The organism is Micromonospora sp. NPDC005367, from assembly GCF_040606825.1.
In the GTDB taxonomy this organism is placed as follows: Bacteria; Actinomycetota; Actinomycetes; order Mycobacteriales; family Micromonosporaceae; genus Micromonospora.
On record NZ_JBEXFP010000013.1, the window covers coordinates 31,962 to 46,872 of the forward strand.

Sequence of the window (14,911 nt, forward strand, 5' to 3'; positions counted from 1 at the left end):
CGGATCGCGGATCGCGGATCGCGGATCGCGGATCGCGGATCGCGGATCGCGGATCGCGGATCGCGGATCGCGGATCGCGGATCGCGGATCGCGGATCGCGGATCGAACCTCACGATCGACTCGGGATCCTTGATGTCGCGGTGTCCCAGGCCCGCTGATACCGCGACTTCAATGAAGCCGAGTCGATCATGCCGGCGATCCGGGTCGGGCAGTCCGCCGCGCCCGGTTCACCCCGTTTGCCCCCGCATCAGGGGCGGTGCGGGCGGTTGGCGGTTGGCGGGGAAGAACGACGCGGGCCGCCTGGCCTGCTTCCCGAGGGAAATCAGGTCGGGCGACCCGCGTCGCGGTGTTCACTCAGCCGCGCTCGCGCTGGTCGGCCGGATCGTTCATCAGGTTGGCCGGGGAGACCGGCTCCGGCGCGGGCAACCCCTGCGGCGTACCGCCGGTGGCCTGCACCTCGGCGACGCGTACCTCGTCGTGGATCTCCTGGGCGGCCGCCGCGGCGGCCTGCGCGGCCTCGGCCGCCTCGCGCTCGACGGCGCTCGCGTGGTCGGCCGCTTCCGGGGCCGGCTCGTCGCCCACCATCCGGCTCAGCCCGCCGAGCGCGCCACCCATCCCTTCGAGGGCCTTGGTCAGCTCGGCCGGCACGATCCAGACCTTGTTGGCGGTGCCGTTGGCGATCTGCGGCAGGGCCTGGAGGTACTGGTACGCGAGCACCTTCTGGCTCGGGTTCGCCTGGTGGACGGCGTCGAAGACGGTACGGATGGCCTTGGCCTGACCCTCGGCCTGGAGGATCCGGGCCTGCCGGTCACCGTCGGCGCGCAGCACCGCGGCCTGCTTCTCACCCTCGGCGGTGAGGATCTGCGCCTGCTTGTGACCCTCGGCGTTGAGGATGGCGGCCCGCCGGTCCCGCTCGGCGCGCATCTGCTTCTCCATCGAGTCACGGATGCTCGGCGGTGGTTCGATCGCCTTGATCTCGACCCGGGTCACCTTGATGCCCCAGCGGCCGGTGGTCTCGTCCAGCACACCGGACAGGTGCCGGTTGATCTCCTCGCGGCTGGTCAGCGCCCGCTCGAGATCCAGCGAGCCGATCACGTTACGCAGCGTGGTGACCGTCAGCTGCTCGATTGCCTGGATGAAGTTGGAGATCTCGTAGGTCGCGCGGACCGAGTCGATGACCTTGTAGTAGAGCACCGTGTCGATCGAGACGACCAGGTTGTCGGAGGTGATCACCGGCTGCGGCGGGAAGCTGACCACCTGCTCACGCATGTCGACCTTGGTGCGCACCGCGTCGATGAACGGCACCAACAGGTTGAGGCCCGGGTTGAGGGTCCTCTTGTACTTGCCCAGCCGCTCGACCACGTCCTGGCGCTGTTGCGGCACGATCCGCACCGCCTTGGCCAGTGTCACCACAGCGATCAACGCCACGGCGATCACGAGCACGGTTATCGCTGGCATTCCCTCACCCTCCCGCTTCCGGCAATTCGCCGGACGTAACATCATCGTCCTGCCACACCAGGGCAGTCGCGCCCCGGACCTTTATCACCCGCACCCGCCGACCGGGGTCGAACGACTGCATCGCGTCGTACGACCGCGCGGTCCACAGCTCACCGTCGATCTTGACCAGGCCACGCTCGGCGTCCACCCGCTCCAGCACCAGCGCGGTCGCCCCCTCGATCGCCTCGACCCCGAACGGCTGCTCGCCGCTCTCCAGCGCCGAGCGTCGGTGCCGCTTGATCACCGGCCGGACCACGGTCAAGGTGAGCGCGGAGACCACCGCGAACACCAGCGCCTGTACGAGGGTCGGCGCGCCGAGCGCCGCGGCGCCGGCCGCGGCGAACGCGCCGGCTGCGAACATGATCAAGAAGAGCGTCGTCGTGAATACCTCGGCGACCGCCAGCAACACACCCAACACGATCCACAGCACGGCGTCCACCCCTCGATCGTGACACGCAAATGCACGCGCGGCCGCCCCGCGATGATCAGTAAGCTCGGCGACGGCCGCGGCGGGCCACCCAGCCGCACGCCTACCGCCCCCAGCGAGCGAGGAGAACCCCGTGTCCCTGCTGCCCGGAACCGCCCGTCAGGTCGACCTCCTGGTCGCGCAGGCGCAGTCGGCGGGGCGCGCGCCGTCGTTGGTGATGGGCGTGGTCCGCGACGGATCGCTCGTGCACGTCGCCACCGGCGGCGAGCACCCCGCCGCCCATCCGGATCTGCAGTACCGGATCGGTTCGATCAGCAAGACGATGACCGCCGCGATGATCATGCAGGAACGTGACGCGGGCAGGCTGAACCTCGACGACCCGCTGGAGAAGCACCTGCCCGACACGGGTGTGGGCGGGCTCACTCTTCGCCAGCTCCTCGGGCACGCCGGCGGCCTGCAACGCGAGCCGGTGGGCGAGTGGTGGGAGCGGACCGAGGGCGCCGACCTGGCCACCCTGCTGACCGGGGTGAACGCGGACAAGATCGCTTACCCGGCGCACCGCGCGTACCACTACTCGAACCTGGCGTACGGGCTGCTCGGCGGGGTGCTGGAGCGGATCACGGGTACCCCGTGGGCCGAACTGGTCCACCGGCGGATCCTCGACCCGCTGGGCCTGCGGCGCACCACGTACGCGGCGACCGAGCCGTTCGCCCGCGGGTACGTGGTGCACCCGTGGCACGGCACCCTGCGGGAGGAGCCGCGCACCGACACGGGCGCGATGGCCCCGGCCGGCCAGCTCTGGTCCACCGTGGAGGACCTCGCCCGCTGGGCGGCGTTCCTGGCCGACCCGGCGCCCGAGGTGCTCGCACCGGACACGCTGACCGAGATGTGCGCCCCGGTCGTGATCAGCGACCTCGACTCGTGGACCGGCGGGCACGGCCTCGGCCTGGAGCTCTACCGCGAAGGCGACCGCGTGTACGTCGGCCACGGTGGTTCGATGCCCGGCTACGTGGCCGCCCTGGCGGTGCACCGCCCGAGCCGTACCGCCGTGGTGGGTTTCGCCAACGCGTACGGCTTCGGCATCGGCAACCTCGGACGGCGGATCCTCACCACCGTGCTCGACACCGAGCCACCGCTGCCCCGCCCCTGGGAGCCGGGCACCGCCGCACCGTCGACCGGGGTCACCGAGGTGACCGGCCGCTGGTGGTGGATGGGTGTGCCGCTCGACGTGCGCTGGGACGAGGCCGCCGGCGAACTGGAGGTGCTCATGCGCGGCGAGCGGATGAACCGGTTCGTCGCCGAGGGGCCGGACCGCTGGCGGGGCTGCTCCGGCCCGGAGCACGGGGAGGTCCTCTCGGTCCTGCGCGACGACTCGGGCAAGGTCGTGGCGCTCGACATCGCCACTTTCGTCTTCACCCGCAGCCCGGACCAGGAACCCTGACAGCGGCTCTGCCAGGCTGCGCGCGGATCGGTGCCTGGCCACCGCAGCCGGCGCCGACGCTCCGGCGACGGCCGCAACCCCGGGCCCACGGCTCAATCGAGGCCCCGACGACCGCCGCAATCCTGGGAGCCGGCGGTTCAGTCGCTGGCGGGCTCGGTGACGAAGTCGATCAGGCGTTCCATCGCGTTGATGAGCGGGGTCTCCACGTCGGCGAAGCTGTCGACCCGGGACAGGATGTGCCGCCACATGTCGGCCGGTTCGGCGACGCCAAGCGCGGCGCAGACCCCTTCCTTCCAGGGACGTCCGGGCGGCACCACCGGCCACGCCGCGATACCGAGCGCCTTCGGCTTCACCGCCTGCCACACGTCGACGTACGGGTGGCCGGTCACGAGCACGTGCGGCGAGGTCACCTTCGCCACGATCCGGCTCTCCTTGGAGCCCGGCACCAGGTGGTCGACGAGTACGCCGAGCCGGCGGCCCGGCCCGGGGCCGAAGTCGCGCACCTCCGCCGCGAGGGCGTCGATGCCGTCCAGCGGCTCGACCACCACTCCCTCGATACGCAGGTCGTCGCCCCAGATCCGCTCGACCAGCGCGGCATCGTGCACGCCCTCGACCCAGATCCGGCTCGCCTTGGCCACCTGCGCCTTCACGTTGTCCACCGCGACCGAGCCGGACGCGGTCCGCCGACGCGGTGCGGGGGCCGAGGTACGCACCGCGCGGCGCAGGGTCACCGGCTTTCCATCCAGCAGGAACGCGGCCGGTACCAGCGGGAAGTTGCGCCGGCGGCCATGCCGATCCTCCAGCACCACCGCACCGGACTCGAAGCCCACCACCGCGCCGCAGAACCCGGAGTCGGCGTCCTCGACCACGAGGTCGGGTTCCGCGTCCACCTCCGGTACGACCTTGCGCCGCCGCCAGTTCCCCGCCAACACGTCGCTCTCGTACCGCCGCGCCATGTGGATCACGCTAGCCGCCACCCCGCGCGCCCGGCCCGCCGACACACCGATCCCAGTTTGTCTCGCCGCTCACCCTCCACCGACCGGCTCGCCGCCCATCGGCCGCCTGCCGAGCCGGAGAATGCAATACGCCGGGCCATGGCCACGTCTGACCTTCAAGATCGCGCTACAACGAGGAAGTAGTGGTCTTCCGGCGAGCAGAAGCCACTACTTCCTAGATACAGCACGATCTTGCGGAGATCGCGACGCACGCCCGGTCCAGGTGGCGTAGCGCGCCGGGGGTCGGGGTGACCCGTCGGACGCGGTGCGTGGCTTGCCGGGTCGCGGTGGGACCGGATGAACGGTACGAAATGCCTCCGATGGCATGCCACCAGTGCATGATCGACGGGACCTGACGGGCCGGTACGGAGACGGCGAAGCGGGCAGTTCGGCGCAGGCCACGCCGCAGCGGCGGCAGCCGAGACACAGCCGGTCGTGACCACGTACCCTTTCGGCATGTCCACCCCCGCAACGGGCGCGGCGACGCTGACGCCCCACCGGTCGAGCCGGTTCGTTGCCTGGGTACGCGCGTGGCGCGCCGGGCTGGTGCCCTTCGACGAGGTCGCTGACGCGATCGCCGGTCACGAGGAGCACCTGGTCGCGGACGCCCCCGGCACCTGGACCGACGTCCCGCTGGGCGAGGCGCTGCCCATCCTGGCCAAGCTGTCGCCCGACGAGATCCGCCTGGTGCTGCCCGCCCCCGGCGACCCACGCGGGCTGCCCGGGCCGGGCGACTTCACCGGCACGGCGCTGGACCTGGGCGAGGCGGTGGTGGCCGGCAGGCTCGGGCTGATCCCGCAGGTACGCACACACACCTCGGGCTCCGGCGACACCTTCGAGACCGTGCTCTGGCGGGTCTATCCGCTGCCCGCCAACGCGCCGGCGGCCTCACTGATCCTTCCCGGCGCCGCCGAGGCGGAGGCGGAACTCGCCGCCGCGCTCGCCGAGACCACGGCCGCGCTGACCCGCCTCGACGTGGCCCAGTGGCGGCCCGAGCTGGCCGGGGCGCTGGAGGCGCTACGCCGTCCCGACGGCACCACCGACCTGCCGCCCGGCTTCGACCCGCGGGCCCGCCGGCTGTTCGCCCGGGCCGCAGTCCTGGACCGGGTGCTCGCCCTGGCCGGCCACACGGCGCCGGGCGGCGCGATCAACAACTACGAGGCCCAGCAGCGCGACGCCGCCCTGCGCCCGCTGACCACTGCGTGCCGACAGGCTCTGGTGGCCGCCTGCAACGCCCCGCTGCGCCCCTGAACGGCGGCGACGGTTCTCCGCCGCCGCACCGCTGATCCGTCCGGTCAGATCTCGTCGATCAGGTCCGCGACCGACTCGACGATGCGCGACGGGCGGTACGGGTAGCGCTCCGCCTCGGCTCGGGTGCTGATCCCGCTCAGCACGAGGATCGTCTCCAGGCCGGCCTCCAGGCCGCACAGGATGTCGGTGTCCATCCGGTCCCCGATCATCGCGGTGCTCTCCGAGTGCGCGTTGATCGTGTTCAACGCCGAGCGCATCATCATCGGGTTCGGCTTGCCGACGAAGTACGGCTCGATGCCGGTCGCCTTGGAGATCATCGCCGCTACCGAGCCGGCGGCGGGCAGCGCGCCCTCCATCGACGGCCCGGTCACGTCCGGGTTCGTGCAGATGAACCGCGCACCGTCGTTGATCAGGCGGATCGCCTTGGTGATCGCCTCGAAGCTGTAGGTGCGGGTCTCCCCCAGCACCACGTAGTCGGGTGCGAAATCGGTCAGCACGTAGCCGACCGCGTGCAGCGCGGTGGTGAGCCCGGCCTCCCCGATGACGTACGCCGTGCCGCCCGGCCGCTGCTCGCCGAGGAACTGGGCCGTGGCCAGCGCGGACGACCAGATCGCCTCCTCCGGCACGTCCAGCCCCATCCGGCTGAGTCGGGCCTGCAGGTCCCGTGGCGTGTAGATCGAGTTGTTGGTGAGCACCAGGAAAGGCTTGCCGGAGGCGCGCATCCGCTTGATGAACTCGGGTGCCCCCGGTACGGGCTGGCCCTCGTGCACCAACACACCGTCCATGTCGGTGAGCCAGCTCTGCACGGGCTTGCGGTCATGCATCGGGTGCTCCCAGGTCTGTCGGCGGGCGGGTCGGTGTCAGGAGCGGCGCGGCGGAACGCAGCAGACCGCCGGGCAGGTGTCCCAGAGCGGCAGTTCGCCGAGGCGTCGACGCAGCTTCGCCCCGTCGGGGTCGGTTCGCTCGGCGACCAACTCCCGGACCATCGCGACGAAGCGCGGGTCGACGCCGGGAGTGCCTGCGCGGGCGAAGTCCAGGCCGAGCTCCTTCGCCGTGTGCCGCGCCTCCGTGTCCAGGTCCCAGACCACCTCCAGGTGGTCGGAGACGAATCCGATCGGGCTGATCACCACGCTCGTGGTGCCCGCCTCGGCGAGCGCGGCCAGGTGGTCGTTGACGTCCGGCTCCAGCCACGGCACCTGCGGCGGGCCCGACCGGCTCTGCCACACCAGGTCGTACGGCAGGTCGGGCGCGGCGGCCGCGGCCACCAGCCGGGCGGTCTCGCGCAGCTGCGCCTCGTACCGGCCGCCGTGCGGGCCGGCGCTGTTCGCCATCGAGATGGGCACCGAGTGGGCGGTGAAGACCAGCCGGGTGCTGTCCCGTTTCGCCGGGTCGAGCTCGCCGAGAGCGGCGCGTACCGCGTCGACGTGCGGCTCGACGAAGCCCGGGTGGTCCCAGAACTGACGCAGCTTCTCGATCATGGGCGCGTCCGGGCCGACGGAGGCACGGGCCGCGGCGAGGTCCTCCTGGTACTGCCGGCACGAGGAGTAGCCGCCGTACGCGCTGGTGACGAAGGCGAGGGCGTTGGTCACCCCGTCGTCACGCATCTGCGTCACGGTGTCGGCGAGCATCGGGTGCCAGTTGCGGTTGCCCCAGTAGACCGGCAGGTCAACACCGTTCGCGGCGAAATCGGCACGGATCGCCGCGAGCAGGTCCCGGTTCTGCTGGTTGATCGGGGACACCCCGCCGAAGTGCTGGTAGTGCTCGGCGACCTCGGCCAGCCGCTCCGGCGGCACGCCACGACCACGGGTGACGTTCTGCAGGAACGGCAGCACGTCCTCGGGCCGCTCCGGCCCCCCGAAACCGACCAGTACCACCGCGTCGTACGCCATGGCTCCCATTCTTCCCCGCGGCCCGGCCGCTCCGACGACACCCCCGCCGACTGGTGCCCCCGATCGCGGCGGGGGCACCCTTGGCGAATCAGGCGCCGAGGGCGTGGTAGCCGCCGTCGACGTGCACGATCTCACCGGTGGTGGCCGGGAACCAGTCCGACAGCAACGCCAGGCACGCCCGGGCGGCCGGCTCCTGGTCGGTGAGGCTCCAACCCAGCGGGGCGCGTTCGGTCCAGGCCTGCTCGAACTGGTCGAAGCCGGGGATCGACCTCGCGGCCATGGTGCGCAGCGGACCGGCCGACACCAGGTTGCTGCGGATGCCCTGCTTGCCGAGGTGTAGCGCCAGGTAGCGGGAGGCGGACTCCAGCCCGGCCTTGGCCACACCCATCCAGTCGTAGACCGGCCAGGCTTTCGTCGCGTCGAAGGTGAGGCCGACCACCGCACTGCCGGGGGACATCAGCGGCAGCGCCGCCACCGCCAGCGACTTGTAGGAGTACGTCGAGACGTGGACCGCGGTGGCCACGTCCTCCCACGGCGCGTCGAGGAAACCGCCACCGAGGCAGCTCTGCGGGGCGAAGCCGATGGAGTGGACCACGCCGTCCAGGCCGTCGACGTGCTCGCGCACCTTGTCGGCGAGCCCGGCCAGGTGCTCGGTGTTCGTCACGTCGAGCTCGATCACCGGGGCCGGCTCGGGCAGCCGCTTGGCGATCCGCTCCACCAGGGAGAGCCGTCCGAAGCCGGTCAGTACGACCTGCGCCCCGTTCTCCTGCGCGAGCTTCGCCACCGAGAAGGCGATCGAGGCGTCGGTGATGACGCCGGTGATCAGCAGCCGCTTACCGGCCAGCAGTCCGGACATGCCGGGTTCCTCCGTCCTGTGTGGTGATCTGGGTCAGTGGCCCATGCCGAGGCCGCCGTCCACCGGGATCACGGCGCCGGACACGTAGCCGGCACCGTCCCCGGCCAGCCAGGTGACCACGGTCGCGACCTCGTCCGGGTGGGCCATCCGGCCGGCCGGGATCGACTTGCGGATCTCCGCCTTGCGCTCGTCGGACAGTACGGCGGTCATGTCCGTGTCGATGAAGCCCGGCGCCACCACGTTCGCGGTGATGTTGCGGCTGCCCAGCTCACGGGTGATCGAGCGGGCCACACCGACCAGGCCGGCCTTGCTGGCCGCGTAGTTGACCTGGCCGGCGCCCCCGGCGAGGGCGACCACCGAGGAAATGAAGATCATGCGGCCCCACCGAGCGCGGAGCATCTTGGTCGAGGCGCGCTTGGCGCAGCGGTACGCGCCGGTGAGGTTCGTGTCCAGCACCCGGGTGAACTGCTCCTCGGACATCCGCATGAGCAGCGTGTCGTCGGTCATGCCGGCGTTGGACACCAGCACCTCGACGGGGCCCAGCTCCGCCTCGATCGCGGTGAAGGCGGCGTCCACCGACTCGCCGTCGGTGACGTCGCAGCGCACACCGAAGAAGCCCGCCGGGGCCTCGCCGCTGCGGTAGGTCACCGCCACCCGGTCGCCCTGCTTGGCGAAGGCCTGCGCGATCGCCAGGCCGATCCCCCGGTTGCCCCCGGTCACCAGCACGGTACGGGCCACGATTCCCCCTTGCGACGTCACGAGCGCGGACGGGACGGAGCCTAGGCGTTACCGGTAGGTAAGCGCTAACCGGAGTGCCGTGTCACACCTGGGTACGACCCCCGGGATGGCTCTGTGGGGGCACGACCGGGACGTTGCGCCGAACTACCGTTCGTGGGATGAGTTCGACTCCCGTCCACGCCGCCGTGTCAGCCCTTCGCCGCGTCGTGGCCGGGCCGGACTACCCTCCGATCCGGCCGCTGCGCCGCTCGCCCCGGGCAGCCGCCGTCGTATCGGCGGTCGGGTCGCTGGCGCTGGTCGGGCTGACCCTGGTCACCGTGGTGTTCCTGCTCGACTCGCGGAGACTGCCCATCGCCGGCGCATGGCTGATCGCCGTGCTCACCGTCGCGCCACTGCCGCTGCTGCTGACCCGACCACTGTGGGCCTGGCGGGTCATGTTCGTCGGGCAGTTGCTCGGCGCCTTCAACCGGCAGGCGACGGAGGTCTGGCCGTGGAGCGCCAGCCAGGTGATCGTCATCATCATCGTGCTGACCGTCGTGGCCGCCCGCGTCGACCGCGCCGTGCTGGCCTGGATCGGCCTGTTCAGCCTCATCCCGGTCTGGATGTACGTCGCACCGTCCGCTCAGGTCGGCATCAGCCTGCTCTTCGTCGTGCTGCTCATCATCGGCGATCTGGTGCGGCGCAACGTGCACACCCGGCGGGCGCTGGCCGAGCAGGCCGAGCTGAGCGAGCTGGAGAAGGCCCGGCGCGCGGTGCTGGAGGAGCGCACCCGGATCGCCCGGGAGATGCACGACGTGGTCGCCCACCACATGTCGATGATCGCCGTGCAGGCGGAGACCGCACCGTACCGGCTCGACGCGGTGCCCGGTCCGGCACGCGACGAGTTCGCCGCCATCGCCGACTCCGCCCGTGCCGCGCTGACGGACATGCGGCGGCTGCTCGGCGTGCTGCGCAGCGAGTCGGAGGACCCGCGGACCACGCCGCAACCCGACCTGACCGACCTGCCCGACCTGGTGGCGTCCGCCCGCCGCGCGGGCATGGCGGTGGTCTCGACCACGGACGCGCCCACCGCGCCACCCGCCCCGGTCGGGCTGGCCGCGTACCGCATCGTGCAGGATCGGCTGGCCAACGCCGCCCGGCACGCGGCGGGCGCGGACGTGCGCGTCACGCTGCGCGCCCACGGCGGGCAGTTGGCGGTACGGGTGTCGAACACCGCCGACGGCGTCGCGGCCGGACCGGACCGGCGGGCACGGGCTGACCGGCATGCGCGAGCGGGCCGTCGCACTCGGCGGTACGTTCACCGCCGGCGTCACCGACGGCGGCGGCTACGCGGTCGAGGCGACGCTGCCGTACGCCGACGACGAGGAGAAGTCATGATCCGGGTGCTGATCGCCGACGACCAGGCGATGGTGCGGCAGGGCTTCGGCGCGCTGCTCGCCGCCCAGCCGGACCTGCTGGTGGTCGGCGACGCCGCGGACGGCGCGCAGGCGGTCGCCGCCGCCCGCCGGTTCGACCCGGACGTGGTGCTGATGGACGTCCGGATGCCGGTGCTGGACGGCCTGGCCGCCACGCGCAAGTTGCTCGGCGACGGGGCCGTGCAGCGACCGCGGGTGCTCATCCTCACCACCTTCGATCTGGACGACTACGTCTACGAGGCGCTGCGTGCCGGGGCGAGCGGGTTCCTGCTCAAGGACGCGCCGGCCGCCGACCTGGTGCACGCGGTGCGGGTGGTGGCGGCCGGAGACGCCCTGCTCGCCCCGGCGGTGACCCGTCGGCTGATCGCCGAGTTCGCGGCCCGCCCGGAGCGGCACCGGCCCCGCCCCACCGAACTGGCCGCGCTGACACCACGCGAGACCGAGGTGTTGCGGCTGATCGCCCGGGGCCGGTCCAACCAGGAGATCGCCGCCGACCTGGTGGTCGCCGAGCAGACCGTGAAGACGCATGTGGGCCGCATCCTGACCAAGCTGCACCTGCGGGACCGGGCGCAGGCGGTGGTGCTGGTGTACGAGACGGGACTGGTCGCCGCCGGCGAATAGCCCCGGAGTACCGGGGCGGAGATCACTCCCCGGGGTGACGCACGCAACCGTGCTCCGCACGCACTCTCCCAACCGAGATCCGGAAGGGAGAACGAGATGCGTTGGACAGTCCCCACCCGAGCCGCGCTGGCCGTCCTGTTGGGCACCGGTGTGGTGGTCAGCCGGCCGGCGCCAGTCACGGCGGCCGGGTTCGTCGAGGCGTACCCGGTCACCGCGGCGGCGATGCGCGCCGCCGGCCCGCCGTACGCCGACTGGACGGCCGAGGGGCGGCGGTTCCTGCTGTTCGACCCGCGCGGCGACGGTCGCGCGGTTGAGGTCCTCGGCGACCTGGCCACGGCGGAGCACATCGTGGTGCTGGTGCCCGGCGTGGGCACCACGCTGCGCGACTTCGATCGGGGGCTGGCCGGGGTGGCCCGGCGTGCACCCGCCGTGCAGGCTGCCGCCCTCCACGCGGAGTTGCGGGCGACGGACCCGGACGCCCGGATCGCGGTGCTGGCCTGGCTCGGCTACGACACGCCGGACGGCGTCGTCGCCGCCGCCGGCCCGGCCCCCGCCCACCGCGGCGCCGCCGCACTACGTGCGGCGCTGCGCGAACTGGCCGCGCACCGTCCGTCGGCCACGGTGACCGTGGTCGGGCACAGCTACGGCGCGCTGGTCGCCGGGCTGGCCGCCCACGACGCGCCGCCGCAGCTCACCGACGTGGTGACCCTCGGCGGGATCGGGACCGGCGCGGACCGGGCCACCGCGTTCGGCCCGGCGCGGCGGATCTGGGCGGCGGAGGCACCGGACGACTGGATCCGCCGGGTGCCGCCGGTGCGGCTGCCCGGCCTCGGGCACGGCCGGCGGCCGGCCGATCCGGAGTTCGGCGCCCGTGCCCTGCCGGCCGCCGACGTGCACGGGCACGACGGCTACCTCGTGCGGGGCACCAGCACCCTGGCCGCCGTGGCGTCGGTCGTACTCACCGGCGCCGCCGAGGCACCGGCCCCGGTCCGGCTCGCCGCCACCACGACGGGGGCGGCCCGGTGACGCGGGACTGGCCGGTCGACGCGTTGCGCGGCTACGCCGTGGCCACGGTGGTGCTCGGGCACTGGCTGGTGACCGGTCTGGTGCTCGCCCAGGACGGGTCGCTCGGACAGGCCAGTCCGCTCACCGCGATGCCGGCCCTGGCACCGGTCACCTGGGTGCTGCAGACCCTCGCGTTGTTCTACTTCACCGCCGGGTACGCCTCGGCCCGTTCGGCCGCGCGGTACCGGGGCGGCCAGGGTCGCTGGCTCGCCCGCCGCCTGCGCCGGCTGGTGCTACCCGCGGTCGCGCTGCTCGGCAGTGGCGCCGCGGTGCTGCTGGCGGCGACCGTCGCCGGCGCCTCGGACGGCACGCTCGCCGTCGCGCTGACCCTCGCGGTGAGTCCGCTGTGGTTCCTGCTGCCGCTCTGCGCACTGGTGGCGCTGACCGGCCCGCTGCGGGCGGCCGTACGCCGGTGGGGGCCGTGGTGGTGCGCCGCGCCGGCGGTCGCCGCGGTGGCCGGCGCCGACCTGGCCGACCGGCTGCTGCCGGCGGTCGACGGTGCGCTGCCGATCCGTCTGCTGGCCGCCTGGGCGGTGCCCTACCTGCTCGGCCTGGCGTACGCCGACGGGCGGCTCGCGGGGCGCAGACCGGCCGCCGTGCTGGCGGTGGGCGGCGCGGCGACGCTCGCCGCCCTGATTCCGGCCGGCTACCCGGCCAGCGCCGTGGGGGTGCCCGGGGCGGGGATGTCGAACCTGAACCCGCCGTCGCTTTTCGCAGTCGCCCTGGCGGTCACCCAGATCGGGGTGGGGCTGCTCGCCCGCCCGGCGCTGCTGCGACTCGCCCGCCGGCCGGTGCCCGCCGGGACGGTGGACGCCGTGAACCGGTACGCGCTGCGGATCTACCTCTGCCACCAGCCCGTCCTGGTCGGGGTCACCGCGCTCACCGCGCTCGCCGGCGGGCCGCTGCCCGGGCTGCACACCGCTCCCGACGGGCCGCGCTGGTTGTTGGCCCGTGCGTGCTGGCTGCCGCTGCTCGCCCTGGTGCTGGTGATGCTCGTACGTCGGCGTCCGGAGCGGTCCGCCGCCGCGCCTCGTCGGGACGTACCGGCCGAATGCGAGCGTCCCTCCGCCCGGGTATACGATGTTCATCGTTCCGAGCCCGCCGAACGCAGGAGGTGATCGCTGTGCGAGATAGCGATCCTCCTAGTCGTGGCCGGGCCGATCGTCAGTCCCGCTGAGCCACGGCTGCAGCAGGTGAGCTGACCCAGTTCCGCTCCCGTACGTCGCGCCTCCGATTCCGGTCGGGGCCGACGCCGTGCGCCGCCCGCTCGCCGGGCGGGGCGGGAGCATCCCGGTCACGAGTTCGTGTGTGCGTCCTGATCCACTCGACTGCCCCGGTGCACCCGAGGCTGTCCAGTCGCCACTCGGAGCCGTCCATGAGTCGCTACGTCGCCCCGCTGGGGTTCACCCTCGCCGCCGTCTGGGTGGCGGTCCTCTTCGTCCTCGCCGGGCACTGAGCCGTCGTACCGACCGTGACGAGGCGTCACGGGCCGCAACGCCGACCTGCGACAGCTGTGCCGCCACGCGCCGTACGCCTGTCGGCCAGCCGACAGGGGGCGCTGCCCTCGTCTGGGAGGATCGAGCCCGATCCGAGGCATCTTCATCGTCGGCCGCTCGCGCGATGACATACCTCCGACCACGCGAAGAGCGGGCCCACCCCGGGTCACGCCGTTCCTGCGACTTCCCGCCCCCCGAGGAGCGACATGGAAACCGGTCAGGTCTTCGTCTCCTACAGCCGCGACGACGAGGATCTGGCGAGGGCCCTGCGGGACCGCCTGCACGACGCCTCGATCGACTGCTTCATCGACTCCTCGCGGATACGCGCCGGCGACCACTGGCGCAGCGCGATCGTCTCAGCTCTACACGAATCGGCCGCGGTGGTCGTCGTCTGCACCAACCGGTCGGTCCAATCCCACGAAGTGACCTTCGAGTGGTCGTACGCCTCAGGGCTCCGGCTACCGGTCATTCCGGTCATCTACGAACCGTCGCTGGCTCTGCCGGCCGGGCTCGACGGCCTGGCCCGGTTGGACTTCGTCGATCCGCGGGGCCGCCAGTGGGACCGCCTCGTCTCCAGAATCTTGGAAGCTCGAGCGGAGAACAACGCGACGGTCGCACACCTCGTTCGCCTCGGCATCAGCAACGTCTTCAGCGACCGGCAGGAGCTGTTCCGCCGGTTCACGGTGTCGCAGGTGCTGGATCGGATCGCCACCTCATCTGACCTGCTCGTGGTGGGGCGAAGCCTCGAGGCGTGGGCTCGCGAGTTCCGTGGGGTCTGGACGGCGTGCGAGACACGATCGATCCGCGCTCGCTTCGCGCTGGTCGATCCGGCCCTGCCCAAGGACTCCTGGATGACGCCATCGGCGTACGCGACCCTCGATGTGCAGCCCAGCGTCGAGAAGTTCCGCCTGATGCCCCACCTCTCGGCGCAGGCGGAGGGATCGTTCGAGCTGTACTTCCTGCCCAACGCGCCGCTCTTCTCATTCACTTATTACCAGGACCTGATCGGCCCGTGCGGGATCTTGGAGATCGGCGCGGGGCTTCCCTTCGAGAAGCGGCATTCTTTCATTCTTCGAGCCACGGACAGCTCCCAGGCGAGTCTTCTCGAATCCATCCTGGCCACGTGTGAAAGCATGCTGACTGAGCGCGTTCCGGCATTCACTCTGGAGAGCCGAGGACCCTAGCCCTCCCTGCCCGCGTGCACCGTTGTCATCCGGAGA

Annotated in this window: 13 protein-coding genes and 1 pseudogene; 7 read left to right on the forward strand and 7 right to left on the reverse strand. The window is 72.3% G+C overall.

Going from position 1 to position 14,911, the window contains the following annotated elements; all coding sequences use genetic code 11:
• Positions 1–354 precede the first annotated feature (354 nt).
• Both ABZS42_RS11920 and ABZS42_RS11925 read right to left on the reverse strand, forming a co-directional pair.
• Complete coding sequence (locus ABZS42_RS11920; RefSeq protein ID WP_355144331.1) at positions 355–1,458, reverse strand: SPFH domain-containing protein; 1,104 nt, start codon at positions 1,456–1,458, stop codon at positions 355–357.
• 4 nt (positions 1,459–1,462) lie between these two features.
• Positions 1,463–1,936, reverse strand: coding sequence for an NfeD family protein (locus tag ABZS42_RS11925; RefSeq protein WP_355144333.1), 474 nt, complete (start codon positions 1,934–1,936; stop codon positions 1,463–1,465).
• 121 nt (positions 1,937–2,057) lie between these two features.
• On the opposite strand from ABZS42_RS11925, the gene ABZS42_RS11930 reads away from it, so the two are divergent.
• Positions 2,058–3,365 (forward strand): serine hydrolase domain-containing protein, encoded by a 1,308-nt coding sequence (locus tag ABZS42_RS11930; RefSeq protein WP_355144335.1) that lies wholly within the window; start codon positions 2,058–2,060, stop codon positions 3,363–3,365.
• Between the two features lie 137 nt (positions 3,366–3,502).
• On the opposite strand, the gene ABZS42_RS11935 is transcribed toward ABZS42_RS11930, so the two are convergent.
• The gene (locus ABZS42_RS11935) at positions 3,503–4,321 is read right to left on the reverse strand and encodes a DUF3097 domain-containing protein (RefSeq protein ID WP_355144337.1); all 819 of its coding nucleotides are present in this window, start codon (positions 4,319–4,321) and stop codon (positions 3,503–3,505) included.
• A gap of 495 nt (positions 4,322–4,816) precedes the next feature.
• Between ABZS42_RS11935 and ABZS42_RS11940 the strand changes: the two genes are divergently transcribed.
• Entirely contained in the window at positions 4,817–5,611 is a 795-nt protein-coding gene (locus tag ABZS42_RS11940) for a hypothetical protein (RefSeq protein ID WP_355144339.1), read from the forward strand.
• 44 nt (positions 5,612–5,655) lie between these two features.
• Here ABZS42_RS11940 and ABZS42_RS11945 read toward each other — a convergent pair whose 3' ends face one another.
• The 4 genes from ABZS42_RS11945 to fabG form a co-directional block, all read right to left on the reverse strand.
• Positions 5,656–6,435 (reverse strand): HAD-IIA family hydrolase, encoded by a 780-nt coding sequence (locus ABZS42_RS11945; protein ID WP_355144341.1) that lies wholly within the window; start codon positions 6,433–6,435, stop codon positions 5,656–5,658.
• 36 nt (positions 6,436–6,471) lie between these two features.
• Positions 6,472–7,500, reverse strand: a complete 1,029-nt coding sequence (locus tag ABZS42_RS11950) for a ferrochelatase (RefSeq protein ID WP_355144343.1) — start codon at positions 7,498–7,500, stop codon at positions 6,472–6,474.
• A gap of 88 nt (positions 7,501–7,588) precedes the next feature.
• Complete coding sequence (fabI, locus tag ABZS42_RS11955) at positions 7,589–8,356, reverse strand: enoyl-ACP reductase FabI (protein WP_355144345.1); 768 nt, start codon at positions 8,354–8,356, stop codon at positions 7,589–7,591.
• Positions 8,357–8,389: 33 nt separating this feature from the next.
• The gene (gene fabG, locus ABZS42_RS11960) at positions 8,390–9,094 is read right to left on the reverse strand and encodes a 3-oxoacyl-ACP reductase FabG (protein WP_076467521.1); all 705 of its coding nucleotides are present in this window, start codon (positions 9,092–9,094) and stop codon (positions 8,390–8,392) included.
• A 602-nt stretch (positions 9,095–9,696) separates the two neighbouring features.
• On the opposite strand from fabG, the pseudogene ABZS42_RS11965 reads away from it, so the two are divergent.
• The 5 genes and pseudogenes from ABZS42_RS11965 to ABZS42_RS11985 form a co-directional block, all read left to right on the forward strand.
• Positions 9,697–10,041 (forward strand): annotated as a pseudogene (locus tag ABZS42_RS11965) (histidine kinase dimerization/phosphoacceptor domain-containing protein); the annotation flags it as partial.
• 426 nt (positions 10,042–10,467) lie between these two features.
• Positions 10,468–11,130: a response regulator transcription factor gene (locus ABZS42_RS11970; RefSeq protein ID WP_355144496.1), complete on the forward strand. Its 663-nt coding sequence runs from the start codon at positions 10,468–10,470 to the stop codon at positions 11,128–11,130.
• A 96-nt stretch (positions 11,131–11,226) separates the two neighbouring features.
• On the forward strand, positions 11,227–12,156 hold the full coding sequence (locus ABZS42_RS11975) for an alpha/beta hydrolase (RefSeq protein WP_355144347.1): 930 nt from the start codon (positions 11,227–11,229) through the stop codon (positions 12,154–12,156).
• On the forward strand, positions 12,153–13,313 hold the full coding sequence (locus ABZS42_RS11980; RefSeq protein WP_355144349.1) for an acyltransferase family protein: 1,161 nt from the start codon (positions 12,153–12,155) through the stop codon (positions 13,311–13,313). Before ABZS42_RS11975 ends, ABZS42_RS11980 begins: the two co-directional genes overlap by 4 nt.
• Before the next feature lie 584 nt (positions 13,314–13,897).
• Complete coding sequence (locus ABZS42_RS11985) at positions 13,898–14,875, forward strand: toll/interleukin-1 receptor domain-containing protein (RefSeq protein ID WP_355144351.1); 978 nt, start codon at positions 13,898–13,900, stop codon at positions 14,873–14,875.
• The last annotated feature ends 36 nt before the right edge of the window (positions 14,876–14,911 follow it).